The following is a 14,178-nucleotide window of genomic DNA, read 5'->3' as shown; positions in this document are numbered from 1 at the left end:
ACGCGAAATCGGAGGGTCGGTCGTCGGGGATCGCGGTCGTCGCGAGCCCGGGGTGGTCGCCGCTCAGTACGAGGCCGCGCGCTTGTCGAGCCCGGCGGCCTCGATGTCGTCGCCGTCGACGGAAGTGCGGAGGACGTCCATCCCGTCGTCGCGGTCGACGTCGAAGTTGCGGGCGTACAGCTCTTCGAGGCGGTCGTACTCGGCGTCGGAGATCGGCGGCACGTCGGCGGCGGCGCTCCACTCGGCGATGTCGTCGCCGTCGCGGAACGTCGGCGTGACCGAGGCGACCTCGTCGTGCGCGAGCAGCCACCGGATCGCGGCCTGCCCCATCGTGCGCGTGCCCTCGACTCCGTCCGGGTCTTCGAGGAAGCGGATCGCCTCGACCTTCTCCCAGCCCGTCTCGTACCACTCCTTCGGCCGGTGCGAGCGGTGGTCGCCGTCTTCGAGGACCGTGTCGGGCGTCACCTGCTCGTTGAGCAGGCCGGAGGAGTGCGGGACGCGAGCGATGACGGAGGTGTCCGAGTCGCGCTCGCGGATCGTCTCGACGAAGTGTCGGCCCGGCTCCTGCTCGAAGAGGTTGAAGACGGTCTGGACCGCGTCGAACTCCTCGTACTCGACGGCGGCGTCGCCCTCGGCGAGCCAGCCGATCGAGGGGCCGAGCGCCCAGCCGAGCGCGCGGACGCGGCCGTCGGCCTTCCACTCGCGGAGGAGGTCGCGCACCTCGGGGGTGACCTCGTCGACGTTGGCGTTGTGCAGCTGGAGCACGTCGACGTAGTCGGTGTCGAGCCGGTCGAGCGAGGCCTCGAACGCCTCGGTGAGGTACTCGCGGTTCAGCTCCTTCGGCAGTTCGCCGTGGCCGGCCTGCGGGTTGTCGTAGAAGTCGTAGCCGATCTTCGTCGACAGCGTCACCTCGTCGCGGCGGCCGTCGATCGCCTTCCCGATTATCTCCTCGCTGTCGCCGTGGCCGTACACGTCGCCGGTGTCGACGTAGGTGACGCCCGCGTCGAGCGCGTCCTCGACCATCCCGACCGCCTGTTCGTCCGAGCGGTCGCCCCACCAGTCGGTGCCGACGACCCACGCGCCGAAGCCGATCTCCGAGACCTCGACGCCAGAGTTACCGAGTTCGCGGTGTTGCATGCCCGTCGGTTGGCGGTCCGGGCACTTATCGGGCGCGGTCGCTCTCGGACCGGTGGAATCGACGGGGTCCGGGCCGCGACCGACCGCGGCGCCGCGTCACGGCCCACATCGGTGGATATTACTCGCCAGTGGGGCATCAGACGGGCATGGACGACGCCCTCCGCCGCCGTCTCGACGCGGTCGTCGCGCTGCTCACGGTCATCGCCGCCGTCGCCCTCACGGCGCTTTTCATCTCGTTCGGCGCCGGCGCGGTCGTGGTGGTCGGCGTGATCCTGTTCGTCGGCGTGGTCGCCGGGATATTCGTCTCCGCCGGGCTGGACTGAGCGGCGCCCGCGCGTCGCGTTCGCACAACCGAATCCCTTTGAGGGACGGCGACGAAAGGCGGCCGATGACAAAGCGACACGTGTCCCTGCCCGACGGCGCCGAGGCCGGGGTCCGAGGGTTCATCGACGAGGTGGACGAGCGCCTCTCCTCGGACGAGGACACCTGCGAGGTCGTCCGCGACGTGCTGGTCGACCTCCACGGCGACCGCGAGGCGTGGGAGGCGTGGCAGAACGGCGAGTCGGTGTCGCGCGCCGAGCGCGTCCGCCTCCAAGGGTACGACCCGTGTAACGCGACGCTGGAGTCGGAGTACTACGCCGAGAAGGACGAGGAGCGCTTCCAGCGCTCGAAACATCTCCAGTGGCTCTGGCGGCAGTTCGACGCCACCCCGATGGCCGACAACGTCGAGTTCGCGCTCCGCTTCCGCCAGATGCTCGGCAACCACCTCTTCGCCGAGTGCGGGGACGGCTGCCGCTTTTTCAAGGGAATCTCCGTCACCTACGGCCACAACATCGAGGTCGGCGACAACGTCGTGATCCACGACGACGTCCACCTCGACGACCGCGGGAAGCTGACGATCGGCGACCGCGCGTCGATCTCCGACGGCGTCCACCTCTACAGCCACGACCACGACATCGTCGACCAGACCGAGGTCCGGAACTTCCACACGATCGTCGAGGACGACGCGCGCGTTACCTACGACGCGATGGTCAGGGCGGGCTGCCGGGTCGGCGAGAACAGCGTCGTCGGCGCGCGCTCCGTGGTTCAGGGCGACGTGCCCGACCACCACGTCGTCGTCGGCTCGCCGGCGCGCTCCGTCCGGGTGAAGCCGGGGTGGGAGTCCGCGGCCGAGGAGCTGGAGGACGGGCGGCTCCCCGACAATCAGGACGACCGCGAGATCGAGTACGAGCTACCGGACGACTTGGAGCAGTTCGACGAGTTCCAGCGGGACCTGCGACCCCCGGACGTCGAGAACCCCTCGCCGCCCTCGTCGGAGCGGTGAGACGAGCTCTCCGGTTTCGGGACCGCTGACTGCGGTCGGCGTGTCGCGTCCGTCGCCGAACCGTCGGCCGTTCGGCGCTACGTAGTTACGGCGTGGGTCGCGACCGCCGGAGCCCCAGCCGCTTACTACAACGCGACTCGCTTCGAGAACACGACCGCCTCGCGGCTGCCCCTTCGAGTCCCACTCCGCACAGCACCGCCCCGCCCTCACGCCTCCCCAACCTCGCGGCTCCCTCCGGTCGCCGCTCCCTCGCACGCGCTCCTCGGCCGCGGTGCGGCCTCGGAGGCGCGCGCCGCCGCGAACCGCGGCCGAGGTCGATTGTCGCGGATAGCTCGTGGTATGTCACCGCTCGCCAGTATCGTTATGCGATTGCGACACGTACGACCACGCGGTGTCGTACACATGACAGGACAACGGATACTGATGATCGTCGGCGACTTCGGCGAGGATTACGAGATAATGGTGCCGTTCCAGGCGCTCCAAGCGGTCGGCCACGAGGTCCACGCGGTGTGCCCGGAGCGAGAGGGCGGCGAGACGGTCAAGACCGCGATCCACGACTTCCGCGGCGACCAGACGTACTTGGAGGAGCGCGGCCACGACTTCGAGCTCACCCACGGGTTCGACGACGTCGACCCCGCGGACTACGACGCCCTCGTCGTCCCCGGCGGGCGCGCCCCGGAGTACCTCCGCGGGTACGACGAGGTGCTCGACGCGGTCAGACACTTCTTCGAGGCCGACAAGCCGGTCGCGTCGATCTGTCACGGGCCGCAGATCCTCGCCGCGGCGGGCGTGCTCGACGGTTACGAGATCACCGCGTACCCCGCGGTCAGACCCGAGGTCGAGGCCGCCGGCTGCTCGTGGGTCGACGGCGTGACGACCGACGGGAACCTCGTCACCGGGCAGGCGTGGCCCGACCACCCCGAGTGGATCGCGCAGTTCCTCGACCTGCTCGGGACGGAGATCGAACACTAGGGGCCCGCCGCGGCGGCGGACTGACCCGTTCGTGATTCGGTCTCCGTGAGCGACCCCCGCGCCGTCGCGATCAACGTCGCCGCGAACACGAACGAGCCGGGGTTCCGCGGCCCCGTCTTCCCCGACGGCTCCTTCGCGTACGTCCCGATACCCGAGTCGGCCGCGACGCTCCCTCGCGACCGGTTCCCCGCCGACGAGCCGCTGCCGACGTACGCCGACCTCGACCTCCCCTTCGCGGTCCCCGACGACCTGCGTGAGACGCCGGTCCACGCCGACCCCGAGTTCCCCGGCGTCCACGGCCGCGACCGCGCGAGCTACGGCGACCCCCACGGCGTGAAGGCCGGTCGGATAGCTGCGCTCGGGCCGGGCGACTGGCTGCTCTTCTACGCGACGCTGTCGCTGCGACCGCACGCCTGGGCGGGCCCTAGCCAGGGATCGGATGGGGATAAGGGGGGCGTGCGCGCCGACGCCGACCTCGCGCCCGACTGGGGCGCGTACCTCTTCGCCGGGATGCGGGTCGAGCGGGTGCTCTCGGCGGCCGAGGACGGCGACGGCGTCGTCGACCGCGCGGCCGCCGCCGACGCGGCGCCGACGAACGCGCACCTGAAACGCGACCCCTTCGACGCCCGCGTGATCGCGGTCGGGGACGCGGACGCCTCCGGGCTCTTCGACCGCGTCGTCCCGCTGAGCGCGCCCGACGCCGGGACCGAGGCCAACTCGCTGGTGACCGACCTGTCGAGCGACTCCGGAAAGGGACCGTGGTGGCGCCGCCCGATGGCCTTCGACGAGGCGGCGACGAGCCGGGTGCTGGCACGGATCGAGTGGGAGTGAGGAAGCCGAGGGGCTGGCGGGGTCGCCCCGCCACCGCGATTTATGAGGCGCGCCGCCGTTGCGTGCGGTATGAGCGACGAAGACACAGCGACGACCGAAGCGTCGGACGGCGACGGCGGTCGCGGCGCGCCCTCCCGGCTCGGCCGCGTCCTGCTCGGCGTCGGCCTCGCCGCGCAGGCCTCCGAGGACTTCCGCGACATGGACGACACGATCGAGTACGCCGAGTCGGCGGGCGTCCCGCTGCCGGAGCTCGCCGCGCCGTTCGCCTCCGGCATGATGGTGGTCGCCGGGGCCGGGATCGCGCTCTGGCGGCTCCCCCGGATCGCGACAGGGGCCGCGGTCGCGTTCCTGACCGTCGTCACCGGGACGATGCACGACTTCTGGAACGCCGACGAGGACGACAAGAGCGGCGAGCGGCTCGCCTTCTTCGGCAACCTCGCGATGTTGGGCGGCGCGCTGGTGTTCCTGCGCGAGGCGTATAAGAAGTGAACGGGGGCGGGGAGGACGGTTCCGGCGCCGCAGTCGGTTATTTATAAGCCGTTGCGAGCGGAGCGACGACGAACGCCGCCGAAGCCCCAGTCGCTCGGCTGTACAAGGTCGTTTCTGCTTATAAATAGCCGATCGACACGGACACTCCCGAAGCCCCAGTCGCTCGGCTGTACAAGGTCGTTTCTGCTTATAAATAGCCGATCGACACGGACACTCCCGAAGCCCCAGTCGCTCGGCTGTACAAGGTCGTTTCTGCTTATAAATAGCTGATCGACACGAACGCCGCCGAAGCCCCAGCCGTGAGGCGGCCGCACCCTCGTTGCGCGCTTCAGTCGCTCGCGTTGCTCGCTCCTTCCAGTGCTTACGTCGTCTGCGGCCGCCTCACGGCTGCCCCTTCGAGTCCCGCCCCGCACAGCACCGCACCTCACGCCTCCCCAGCCTCGTCGCTGGCGGTCCTCGCTTTGCTCGACCGCCAGCGACTCCCTCGCGCGTGCTGTCTCACGGCGCTTCGCGCCGCTCGCAGGCACGCGCCACCGCCAATCTTTGTTTATAAATTCCCGGCGTCGAGCGGGTCCTCCAGCTGCCCCATCACGGATTCCATGGCGTCGGTCGCGGTGAGCAGCCCGACGACCTCGCCGTCCTCGATGACCAGGGCGAGCTCCTGCGACTCCGCCTGGAACCGGTCGTAGGCGTCGCTGACGCTCGCGTCCGCCGAGATCGTCATCGGCGGGGCCGCGACGTCCGCGAACGTCAGGTCGCCGTCGCGGAGCTCGTCGAAGCGGCTCACGATCGAGGGCGCGTACACGATCCCCTCGAACTCGTTCGGATCGTCGCCGACGAGCGGGAAGCGGCTGTGCGGGGTGTCGCGGATCCGGTCGAGGTTCTCCGCGGCGGTGGCGGTCGTCGACAGCGAGATTATCTCGTCGACCGGGGTCAACACCTCACGGACGGTGAGCTCGTCGACGTCGAGCGCGTTCAGCACCTCCTCGCGGCGCTCCTCGGGAAGCTCGACCTCCTCCATCATCGAGCCGAGGCGGTTCCGGAGCTCCGCGCGCGTCTCCAACACCTCCTCTTCGGCCTCGGTCCACGAGCCGGTCATCTCGACGCCGAAGAGCCCGAGCGTCGCCTTCGCCACCCAGTCGCCCACCTTGATCAGCGGCGAGATGAGCCACGCGAACCAGTAGAGGGGTCGAGCGCCGTACGCGGCGACCTGCTTCGAGCGCTCGACGCCGAGGTACGTCGGCGTCTGCTCGCCGTGCGTCAGGTGGACCATGTTGATGAGGAAGAAGCCGAGCAGCGAGCCGGCGCCCGCGGACGCGAGCGCCGTGTTCTCGAAGAGCGGGGCGAAAAGCGCCGCGAGCCCCGGCTCCGCGACGATACCGAGCGCGATCGACGTCCCGGAGATCCACACCTGACAGGTGGTGAGGTAGAACTCCAGGTCGTCGGTCATCTCCCACGCGCGCCGCAGTCCGGGGGTGTCCATCTCCGACTCCGGGTACTGCCGGAGGCGCGTCAGGCCGAACTCGATCGCCACGAAGTAGGCGTTGATCAGGATGAGGCCGACGCCCGCGGCCACGCGGAGGGCGACCTCGGTCGGAGGCATCGCCGTCGAAAGCGGGATCATCGTTCCCAGCGTCCCGGCGCGCGACTGAAAAGCGTTGAGGGATCGGCGGGCGGTCAGACGGAGGGAAGGGGTCGGAGGTCGCTACTCGTAGTCCTCGTACGTCGGCAGCCCCGATTCAGGCGGGAACTCCTCGACCGGGACCGTCGTCTCGTCGCCGCTCGCCATGTCCTTCACGGTGTACTCGCCGTTCTCCAAGTCGCGCTCGCCGACGACGACGACCGTCTCGGCGTTGATCGAGTCGGCGTAGCCGAGCTGCGCGCCGAACGAGCGGTCGGAGACGTCCTGCTCGACGACCACGTCGTCGCCGAGCGCACGGAGATCGCTCGCGAGCGCGGCCGCCTCGCTCCGCGTGTCGCCGACCGAGAGGACGTAGTAGTCGGTCGAGAGCTTCTCGTCCGGCCAGACGCCGGCGCGCTGACAGAGCAGCTTGAGCGTCGCGTGCCCAGGCGCGACCCCGACCGCGGGGGTGGGCTGGCCGCCGAAGCTCTCGATGAGGTCGTCGTAGCGCCCGCCGCCGAAGACGGAGCGGGACACCTCTCCGGTGGAGTCGAAACACTCGAAGACGACGCCGGTGTAGTAGTCGAGCCCGCGGGCGGTCGTCAGCGACACCTCACAGAACTCGCCCGCGCCGAAGTCGTCGGCCGCCGCGAGCACGTTCCGGAGGTTCTCGACGGCGGCCTCGACGTCCTCGTCGCCCGCCTCGGCGACCGCGTCGAGGTCGTCGACCGTCTCCACGTCGGCGATGAGGTCGTCGAACTCGCGGGCGGTGTCGCGCGCGAGGCCCGCGTCGGAGAGCAGCCCGACGTACTCGCCGTCGTCGACCTTCGCGCGCTTGTCGACCGCGCGGATCGCGGCGGCCGTGTCGACCGCGTCGGGGTCGGCCGCGAGCGACCGGACGAGGCCGCCGAGGATGTCGCGGTGCGAGACGCGGAACTCGAAGTCGTCGCCGGTGAGACCGAGATCCGTCAGGGCGTCGGCGGCGACCGCGAGCACCTCGGCGTCAGCCTCGGGCGCCGACGAGCCGAACACGTCGATGTTCGTCTGGTAGAACTCGCGGAACCGGCCCTGCTGAACCTGCTCGTAGCGCCAGAACGGGCGGGTGGACACCCACTTGATCGGCTTCGACAGCTCCTGTCCCTTCGCGACGACCATCCGGGCGACCGTCGGCGTGAGTTCGGGCGTCATCGCGACGCCGCGGCCGCCCTTGTCCTCGAAGGCGTACAGCTCCTCGACGATCTCCTCGCCCGACTTGTCGACGTACATCTCCGTCCGCTCTAAGGCGGGCGTCGCGATCTCGCGGAAGCCGTGTCCGGCCGCCGCGTCCTCGATCGCGTCGGTCACCTCGCGGCGGGCGGACTGCTCGCCGGGGTAGAAGTCGCGGAATCCCTTGAGGCCGTCGTACATGCGTGTCGCTTCGACGAGCCCCCGCTTGAAAGCATCCTTTCGGGGCGGAGATCGAGGGCTCGACGCGCAGCGACGGTTGCGGGCTCGACGCGCAGCGGCGGTCGAGGGGAGGCGACCCTTCGACCCGCTCAGTCGCGCTGGTATTCCTTCTGGAACCCGCGGAACTCGGTCCGGTGGGCCTCCTCGTCGGAGAGCAGCGTCACGGCGAGGTCCTCGGTGACCGGGTCGTCGGCCGCCTCGGCGGCGTCGATGAGGTCTCGGTACGTCGCGATCGCGTCCTCCTCGGCGTCGAGCACGCCGTTGATGACGGCCAACACGTCCGTCGAGTCCTCGGGCGGCTGGAGCGACTCCTGTCCGGCGGTGAACTCGGCGGACCCGGGCGGCCGCGCGTCGAGCTGTTTGAGCCGCTGTCCGAGCTGTTCGGCGTGGCCGAGCTCCTCTTGGACGTCCTGTTTGAGGCTCTCTTTGATCTCCTCGGCGCGGACGCCGTCGAGGACGATCGCGTTGGTCTGGTAGTTCATCACGGTCTCGATCTCGTCGGCGTACGCCGTTCGGAGCAGCTCGACGACGCGGTCGGATGACATGCCCGGTGCTACGCCCCCGGGGTCGAAAGGCGTTCCGGCGGCGCCCGGTCAGTCGGTCCGGCCGTGAACGTACGTCTGGTCGTGGTCGGGGAACACGTCGCCGACGGTCGCGTCGCCGTACTCGTCGGCGATGAGCGTTCGGAGCTCGTCCTCGTAGTCCGCCTTCGGGACCTCCTCGCTGGGCCCCTGCTGAACGTCGAAGGTGGCGTCGACGAGCTGGTCGACGGCGTGGCGACCGAACCCGGAGAGCGGGGAGATGTAGTCGACGCCGTTGCGGTCTTCGAGGCTCTGCGCCTGCGCCCGCGACACCGTCGGAACGCGGTCGTCGCGGCGGGTGCCGTCCGCGATGGCGTCGACGTCGAGCGCGGCGATCGTCTCTAGGGCGTGCTCGTGGACGCGCTGGATCCCGTTCCGCGGGTAGCCGTCCGCGACCATCGTTTCGGCCGCGCTCTCTGCCACCTCGCGGTCGAGCTCGACGCGCTCGAACGGGAACCCGAGTTCGGCGGCCGCGCGCTCGGCGTGTTCCCAGTCGTCCGTGAGCCCGAAGCTCCCGGTGACACAGCGGACGTCGTAGAACCGGTCGAGCAGGTGGGCGGCGAGCGAGGAGTCTTTCCCCCCGCTGTACAGCAGCGCGAGCTCCATCTACCGCCGCCGGATGTCGAAGCTCTTCTGTTCGGGCTGGAGCTCTTTGAGCAGGTCTCGCATCTGGTCTTCGTCGATCTGGCCCTGAATCCGGCCGCTCTGTGCCAGCGCGGCGACCTGTTTTTTCACCTTCTCGCCGAACTGGGGCTTAGACATCTCGACCGCGTTGAGCCGCTGGCGCGCGCCGTCGGTGAGGTACTGTTTCAACACCGCCTCCTGCTGGGCCTCGGCGCGCTCTTGGGCCTCCTGTTGGGCCTCGGCGGCGTCGCCCTCGCCGCCCTGTCGCTCGCGGAGCTCCTCCATCTTCTGTTCGCGCAGTTCCTCGAGCCGTTCGTCGTCGGGGTTGCCGCTCATACCCGCCCGTTCTCGGTCCGCGCGAAAAACCATTTCGGAGGTCGGGACCCGCGCGGAGCGGCCGGACGAGGTCTCACGCCCGCCGACGTCGACGGGACGGTCCGCGCCGTTTAAACGGATCCTCGGCGTAGCGGCGGCCAATGAGCGATTCGCGGGAGTTCTGTCCGCGCTGCGGCGACCCGGTCCCCGAGCGGCGCGACCCCCTTCCGGGCGAGCCGCGCGGGCGAGACGCGCTGCTCTGTGACGACTGCTACTTCGAGGACTTCGACTTAGTCGACGCGCCCGACCGGATCGAGGTGCTGGTCTGTTCCGGCTGCGGCGCCGTCAGGCGCGGCGAGTCGTGGCGCGACGTCGGCGCGCGCGACTACACCGACGTCGCGGTCGACGAGGTCGCGGAGGCGCTCGGGGTCCACGTCGACGCCGAGGACGTCGAGTGGGGCGTCGAGCCCGAGCAGGTCGACGAGAACACGGTCCGGATGCACTGCCGCTTCTCCGGCGTGGTGCGCGGCACCCTCCGCTCCGCCGAGGTGACGGTCCCCGTGAAGATATCGCGGGGGACCTGCGACCGCTGCGGACGCATCGCCGGCGGCTACTACGCCGGGATCGTTCAGGTCCGCGCCGACGAGCGCGACCTCACCCCGGCGGAGCGCGCCGAGGCGCTCGACATCGCGGAGTCGTACGTGGCCGACCAAGAGGCCGACGGCGACCGGGAGGCGTTCATCACGGAGGTCAAAGAGACCGACGACGGCCCGGACGTCAAGCTCTCCTCGAACCGCCTCGCGCAGAACGTCGCGACGCGGATCACGGAGTCGCTCGGCGGGAGCTTCGAGTCGTACCCGACCTTGGTCACGGAGGACGGCGACGGCAACGAGGTGTACCGCGTCACGTTCGCGGTTCGGCTCCCGAAGTACGCGGAGGGCGAGATCGTCGACCCCGAGGACGGCGACGGGCCGGTCCTCGTCACCGGCGTCTCCGGCCGCCTCCAAGGGGTGCGCCTCGCGAGCGGCGCGCCGTACGCGTCCGCGTTCGCGGACGGCGAGGCGCCCGACGCGACCCGGCTCGGCACCCGCGCGGACGCGGCAGAGACGACCGTGGTGACGGTCGAAGACGAGAACGCGATCCAGGTGCTCGACCCAGTCACCTACGAGGCGAAGACCGTGCCGAACCCCGCCTTCGTCGACGACGACGCCGACTCGGTCCTCGCGTTCGAACACGGCGGTGACGTCCACCTCGTGCCGGAGGCGGGAACGGACCCGACCGTGGCGGCGTCGGAACAGCGGGACTGACGGCACTCCGCGTCCGAGGCGGACCGTTCGAAGGACGGCGGGGCGGAAAGAAAGGCGGGAGACTGTGAGATAGAGAGGAGGGAACCAGAGGGACGGAGGAGCTGACGGGCGGAGGAGCTGACGGGCGGAGGAACTGATCGTTCGTCGGAAAGCGTCAGCGGAAAGGGGTTACACCTCAGTCGGCGCGAGCGGGCTGTTCGCGGCCGAGCGCCGCGGCGCGTTCGGACTCGGTTACCTCGATGCCGCGGCGTTCGAGTTGATCGATGAATTCGGCTTCGCTGAGCCCCGCCTGTGCGGCCGCCTGCGACAGTGTCAGGGTTCGCGCACCGTACAGCGTCAGCGCACTCGACAGCCCGTTCGTGGCCATACATCCAGTAGGCGCGTGAGGGATTATGAAGGTTACTACTTCATTCAGGGGCCTGATACACCTTATACGATATATATTGACGGATGATCGGTGCGGGGGAGATAATATGAGCCGCACGCGATCCGCGCTCGCCCGCAGGAGTTATACCGCTCTGTAGTCGACACGCCGACATGGACAGACAACAGCTCATGGCGCTGTTCTTCGCGTTTCTCATGGTGAGTTCCATGGTCGCGTACGGCGTCTCGCTGCTGTGACGGCCGCGGCGCGATAGCTCCTCGTCAGCCGTCGCCCCACACGTCCGACAGCGGGTGGTTCTGTCGTTGCTCCGCGTCCCGCTCGGAGCGCGTCTGAACCGACTCGTCGCCGGTCGGTCCGCTGTCGGCGCTCGCGTCGCCGGTGTCGCGACCGGCGGAACCGCGATCCGACCGGTCCGCCGCGCTTTCCGAGCCGTCCGAGCGACGGCTCCGTCGGCGTCCGGCCCCCGCGCCGCTCGGCGGCGACGCGTCGATCCCCGCGAGCGCGGCCTCGGGGTCGACCGCCGGCAGCGACGGGACCGTCATCGCGTCGACCTGATCCCGGAACCACGAGGGCGTGTCCGCCTTCGCGCGCTCGAAGAGGTCGAGCAGGGAGTCGTCCGCGAGGTACGTCGCACCGTAGTCGTCTGGCGCGCGGACGACCCGCCCGCAGGCCTGAATCACGGTGCGCAGCGCCGTCCGATGGTACCACGCCCACTGGCCGTCTTCGAGGCGGCGCGCGACCCGCGAGTCGTTCGTGTTCCGGTACGGCGCCTTACACACCACCTGCCAGCGGCACAGGTCGCCCTTCAGGTCCAGCGCCTCCTCCATCTTCACGGAGACGAACACCTCCGGGTCCGGGCTCGCCTTCCACGCCTCCAGCTCGGCGTCGCGGTTCCGTCGGTCGTGGCGCCTGACGCGCGCGGCGACGCCGAACTCGCCGAGGCGCTCGGTGAGCCGCTCCGCGATGTCGTACGAGTGCGCGTGGATCAGCCCCTTCTCGTCGGGGTGTTCGGCCATCAGTCGGACGATCAGTCGGGCGATCTTCGGCACCGTCTCGTCGCGGTGTTCGTAGGTCATCGACCCCTGCGTCACGTCGTACAGCGGGCGGTTCGCGAGCGGGAACGTGTGTTCGACGTCGACGAGGGCGACGTCGGCGGGGTCGAGGCCGACGCCGCGACAGAACGCCTCCTTCGAGAGGATCGTGGCGGACAGCAGCGCGAACCGGTTCCCGCGGTCCCACACGGTGTGTTTGAGATACCGCGCCGGGTCGAGCGGCTTGACGTCGAGCGCCGACCCCTCGCCGCCCGGCTGGTCGACGACCCACGTGGTCGGCGACTCCGGGTCGCGGTAGTCTTCGAGGAACCAGCCGAGCTCGCTTATCAGCTCTTGGAGCCGGTCGCGGCGGGCGACCTCCTCGCGGTCGAGTTCCGGGCGTCCCACCAGCTCGTCTTTCGCTCGGTTCGCGGCGTCGCGGAGCGTCTCGACGAACCGCGCGGTCCGGTCGAGCGCGTCCTCCTCGGGCCCGGCGTCGGCCGCCACGTCCGGGACGCCGACGTCGTCCCACACCGGGACGCGCTCGGGCGAGATCTCGATGGTGGCGTACATCTCGGCCCACTCCGCGAGCCCGTGCGCCTCGTCGATCACGACGACGTCGCGCTTCCGGAACACCTCGGAGCCGGCGGTGCGCATGAAGTACGCGAGCGTCATGGCGGCGAAGCGGTTGCCGGAGGCGATGGCGCGGTCGGAGAAGTACGGACAGCGGTGCCGGATCGAGCAGTCGAACCCCTGCTGGCGGGCGCAGGGGGCGCGGTTTACGGGCGTGTCGTGTTCTCCCGGGAGGACGCAGTCGTAGTTCGACTTCCCGCGGATCACCGCGAGATCGTCGAGCAGGTCGTCGGCCTCCACGTCGTCGATCTGCGACACCTGCGGGGTCGTGTAGTAGGCGCCGGTCGCCTCGCTGGGGGCGGTCTCGTCCACCGTCGCGGCCGCGCCCATGATCGCGCGGGCGAGCAGCGACTTCCCGCTGCCCGTCGGCGCGCGCACCAGCACGACCCGGTTGCCCGCCGCGAACGCGTCGCGGATGTCGTCGAGGGCCTGCGCTTGCGCCCCGCGGAAGCTCGGCGCGGGGAACTCGGCGGGGATCCGGCTCGGGTCCACACGACGCCCTCGCGCGCTGGCGGAATTAAACCCTCGCTTGGGCGGCGGTGTCGCGCTCGGAGCGCCCGACCCCGCCAGCTATTGGTAGCCCGAGCCGGAAGAGAGCCCCAAGCGATGAGCGACGACGGCATTCTCGGCTCGCTGTCCGCCGTCGGCCTGCTGAGCCTCTGTTGTATCGGGTTCGGCGGGCTAGCGGGCGGCGCGGCGGTGATCGGCGGCTCCGCCTCGGCGAGCGCGTTCGCGACCGGGGCGACGAGCGCCCGCGGCGCGCTCGTCTCCGGCGCCGTCACGTTCGGGACGGTTCTCGTCGCCGCCGCGGTCGTCCGCTGGCGGCTGGGCCGGTGAGGACACCGATCGTCGGCGCGGGCGCGTCCGGCGCGGACCTCACTCCTGCCCGTGCGTTTCGATGTTCTCCCAGACGATCGCCATCAGCTCGCCGGTCTTCGCCACGAGGTCCTCGACGGCGTCCTCGTCGACCCCGGCCGCCGACGCACAGCCGAGGTCGCGGATCGCCTTCGTCGCCGACACGTGGTGGACGTGGACCCGCTGGTCGCCGTCGCGCTCGTACACGACGGTGGTACACGGGAGCATGCCGGCGAGCGTCGGGTCGATCCGCAGGGCGTCGTACGCGATCTCCGGGTGACAGACGACGATGAGCGCCGTCCGGCCGACGTCGTCGTGGCCGAGCATCCCCTCGATCATCTCGTCGAGCCGCGTGACGCGCACCGTTTCGAAGTCGGCGAGCTCGTGTTCGAGCTGGACGAACGGCACCGCGTCCTCGAAGGGGAGGTCGACGGTCGTGTGGAGCGCCTCGTCGGCGGTCGGCGCGGGGAAGGTCGCGTCGCTCATGCGAACAGGTATCACGATTTTAGGTAAAGTACGTTCCGCCGTCTCAACTGAAGCGGTAGCGCGGAGTCCCCTTCCTCAAGGAGCGACCGAAGGGAGCGAGTAGGGAGAGGAGTAGCGCGTTCGTATCTGTCGCAACCACCA

At 70.0% G+C, this 14,178-nt stretch carries 16 protein-coding genes; 7 read left to right on the top strand and 9 right to left on the bottom strand.

Translation table 11 applies throughout. The features are described 5' to 3' along the window. Positions 1-63 precede the first annotated feature (63 nt). On the bottom strand, positions 64-1,137 hold the full coding sequence (locus EXE46_RS01815) for an aldo/keto reductase (RefSeq protein ID WP_137686794.1): 1,074 nt from the start codon (positions 1,135-1,137) through the stop codon (positions 64-66). 146 nt (positions 1,138-1,283) lie between these two features. Here EXE46_RS01815 and EXE46_RS16745 point away from each other — a divergent pair, with 146 nt between their 5' ends. The 5 genes from EXE46_RS16745 (at position 1,284) to EXE46_RS01795 (ending at position 4,753) form a co-directional block, all read left to right on the top strand. Further along, positions 1,284-1,460, top strand: a complete 177-nt coding sequence (locus tag EXE46_RS16745) for a hypothetical protein (RefSeq protein ID WP_158413919.1) — start codon at positions 1,284-1,286, stop codon at positions 1,458-1,460. Positions 1,461-1,525: 65 nt separating this feature from the next. Further along, positions 1,526-2,461, top strand: a complete 936-nt coding sequence (locus tag EXE46_RS01810) for an acyltransferase (RefSeq protein WP_137686793.1) — start codon at positions 1,526-1,528, stop codon at positions 2,459-2,461. Between the two features lie 402 nt (positions 2,462-2,863). After that, positions 2,864-3,433, top strand: coding sequence for a DJ-1/PfpI family protein (locus EXE46_RS01805; protein WP_137686792.1), 570 nt, complete (start codon positions 2,864-2,866; stop codon positions 3,431-3,433). A 45-nt stretch (positions 3,434-3,478) separates the two neighbouring features. Continuing rightward, a complete protein-coding gene (locus EXE46_RS01800) occupies positions 3,479-4,264 on the top strand; it encodes a hypothetical protein (RefSeq protein WP_137686791.1) in 786 nt (261 codons plus the stop codon). Positions 4,265-4,333: 69 nt separating this feature from the next. Further along, a complete protein-coding gene (locus EXE46_RS01795; protein ID WP_137686790.1) occupies positions 4,334-4,753 on the top strand; it encodes a DoxX family protein in 420 nt (139 codons plus the stop codon). A gap of 547 nt (positions 4,754-5,300) precedes the next feature. Here the strand turns inward: EXE46_RS01795 and EXE46_RS01790 are convergent. The 5 genes from EXE46_RS01790 to EXE46_RS01770 all read right to left on the bottom strand — a co-directional run bounded on the left by EXE46_RS01790 (position 5,301) and on the right by EXE46_RS01770 (position 9,361). Beyond that, positions 5,301-6,377, bottom strand: a complete 1,077-nt coding sequence (locus tag EXE46_RS01790) for a CNNM domain-containing protein (RefSeq protein ID WP_137686789.1) — start codon at positions 6,375-6,377, stop codon at positions 5,301-5,303. Between the two features lie 81 nt (positions 6,378-6,458). Next, positions 6,459-7,781 (bottom strand): histidine--tRNA ligase, encoded by a 1,323-nt coding sequence (gene hisS / locus EXE46_RS01785; protein ID WP_137686788.1) that lies wholly within the window; start codon positions 7,779-7,781, stop codon positions 6,459-6,461. A gap of 128 nt (positions 7,782-7,909) precedes the next feature. Next, complete coding sequence (locus EXE46_RS01780) at positions 7,910-8,365, bottom strand: DUF892 family protein (RefSeq protein WP_137686787.1); 456 nt, start codon at positions 8,363-8,365, stop codon at positions 7,910-7,912. Between the two features lie 48 nt (positions 8,366-8,413). Further along, positions 8,414-9,007: an asparagine synthase-related protein gene (locus EXE46_RS01775; RefSeq protein ID WP_137686786.1), complete on the bottom strand. Its 594-nt coding sequence runs from the start codon at positions 9,005-9,007 to the stop codon at positions 8,414-8,416. Next, entirely contained in the window at positions 9,008-9,361 is a 354-nt protein-coding gene (locus EXE46_RS01770; RefSeq protein ID WP_137686785.1) for a DNA-binding protein, read from the bottom strand. A 140-nt stretch (positions 9,362-9,501) separates the two neighbouring features. On the opposite strand from EXE46_RS01770, the gene EXE46_RS01765 reads away from it, so the two are divergent. Next, positions 9,502-10,647 carry a 60S ribosomal export protein NMD3 gene (locus EXE46_RS01765; RefSeq protein WP_137686784.1) on the top strand — a complete coding sequence of 382 codons (1,146 nt, stop codon included), beginning with the start codon at positions 9,502-9,504 and terminating at the stop codon, positions 10,645-10,647. Positions 10,648-10,822: 175 nt separating this feature from the next. Here EXE46_RS01765 and EXE46_RS01760 read toward each other — a convergent pair whose 3' ends face one another. Together EXE46_RS01760 and EXE46_RS01755 are read right to left on the bottom strand one after the other, a co-directional pair. Then, positions 10,823-11,014, bottom strand: coding sequence for a UPF0175 family protein (locus EXE46_RS01760; protein WP_121562855.1), 192 nt, complete (start codon positions 11,012-11,014; stop codon positions 10,823-10,825). 278 nt (positions 11,015-11,292) lie between these two features. Further along, positions 11,293-13,188 carry a helicase C-terminal domain-containing protein gene (locus EXE46_RS01755; RefSeq protein ID WP_137686783.1) on the bottom strand — a complete coding sequence of 632 codons (1,896 nt, stop codon included), beginning with the start codon at positions 13,186-13,188 and terminating at the stop codon, positions 11,293-11,295. A 114-nt stretch (positions 13,189-13,302) separates the two neighbouring features. Between EXE46_RS01755 and EXE46_RS01750 the strand changes: the two genes are divergently transcribed. Further along, the gene (locus EXE46_RS01750) at positions 13,303-13,533 is read left to right on the top strand and encodes a hypothetical protein (protein WP_137686782.1); all 231 of its coding nucleotides are present in this window, start codon (positions 13,303-13,305) and stop codon (positions 13,531-13,533) included. 39 nt (positions 13,534-13,572) lie between these two features. On the opposite strand, the gene EXE46_RS01745 is transcribed toward EXE46_RS01750, so the two are convergent. After that, positions 13,573-14,037: a DUF302 domain-containing protein gene (locus tag EXE46_RS01745; RefSeq protein WP_137686781.1), complete on the bottom strand. Its 465-nt coding sequence runs from the start codon at positions 14,035-14,037 to the stop codon at positions 13,573-13,575. Positions 14,038-14,178 lie beyond the last annotated feature (141 nt).

Origin of the sequence: Halorubrum sp. GN11_10-6_MGM, from assembly GCF_005435165.1 — an archaeon.
In the GTDB taxonomy this organism is placed as follows: domain Archaea; phylum Halobacteriota; class Halobacteria; order Halobacteriales; family Haloferacaceae; genus Halorubrum.
The sequence above is the reverse complement of the archived record's forward strand: the minus strand, read 5'-3'. Positions and strand labels throughout refer to the sequence as shown.

Coding starts and splice junctions, on each gene's coding strand:
- EXE46_RS01815 (WP_137686794.1), bottom strand. CDS start 1,137: ATGCAACACCGCGAACTCGGTAACTCTGGCGTCGAGGTCTCGGAGATC.
- EXE46_RS16745 (WP_158413919.1), top strand. CDS start 1,284: ATGGACGACGCCCTCCGCCGCCGTCTCGACGCGGTCGTCGCGCTGCTC.
- EXE46_RS01810 (WP_137686793.1), top strand. CDS start 1,526: ATGACAAAGCGACACGTGTCCCTGCCCGACGGCGCCGAGGCCGGGGTC.
- EXE46_RS01805 (WP_137686792.1), top strand. CDS start 2,864: ATGACAGGACAACGGATACTGATGATCGTCGGCGACTTCGGCGAGGAT.
- EXE46_RS01795 (WP_137686790.1), top strand. CDS start 4,334: ATGAGCGACGAAGACACAGCGACGACCGAAGCGTCGGACGGCGACGGC.
- EXE46_RS01790 (WP_137686789.1), bottom strand. CDS start 6,377: ATGATCCCGCTTTCGACGGCGATGCCTCCGACCGAGGTCGCCCTCCGC.
- hisS (WP_137686788.1), bottom strand. CDS start 7,781: ATGTACGACGGCCTCAAGGGATTCCGCGACTTCTACCCCGGCGAGCAG.
- EXE46_RS01780 (WP_137686787.1), bottom strand. CDS start 8,365: ATGTCATCCGACCGCGTCGTCGAGCTGCTCCGAACGGCGTACGCCGAC.
- EXE46_RS01775 (WP_137686786.1), bottom strand. CDS start 9,007: ATGGAGCTCGCGCTGCTGTACAGCGGGGGGAAAGACTCCTCGCTCGCC.
- EXE46_RS01770 (WP_137686785.1), bottom strand. CDS start 9,361: ATGAGCGGCAACCCCGACGACGAACGGCTCGAGGAACTGCGCGAACAG.
- EXE46_RS01765 (WP_137686784.1), top strand. CDS start 9,502: ATGAGCGATTCGCGGGAGTTCTGTCCGCGCTGCGGCGACCCGGTCCCC.
- EXE46_RS01760 (WP_121562855.1), bottom strand. CDS start 11,014: ATGGCCACGAACGGGCTGTCGAGTGCGCTGACGCTGTACGGTGCGCGA.
- EXE46_RS01750 (WP_137686782.1), top strand. CDS start 13,303: ATGAGCGACGACGGCATTCTCGGCTCGCTGTCCGCCGTCGGCCTGCTG.
- EXE46_RS01745 (WP_137686781.1), bottom strand. CDS start 14,037: ATGAGCGACGCGACCTTCCCCGCGCCGACCGCCGACGAGGCGCTCCAC.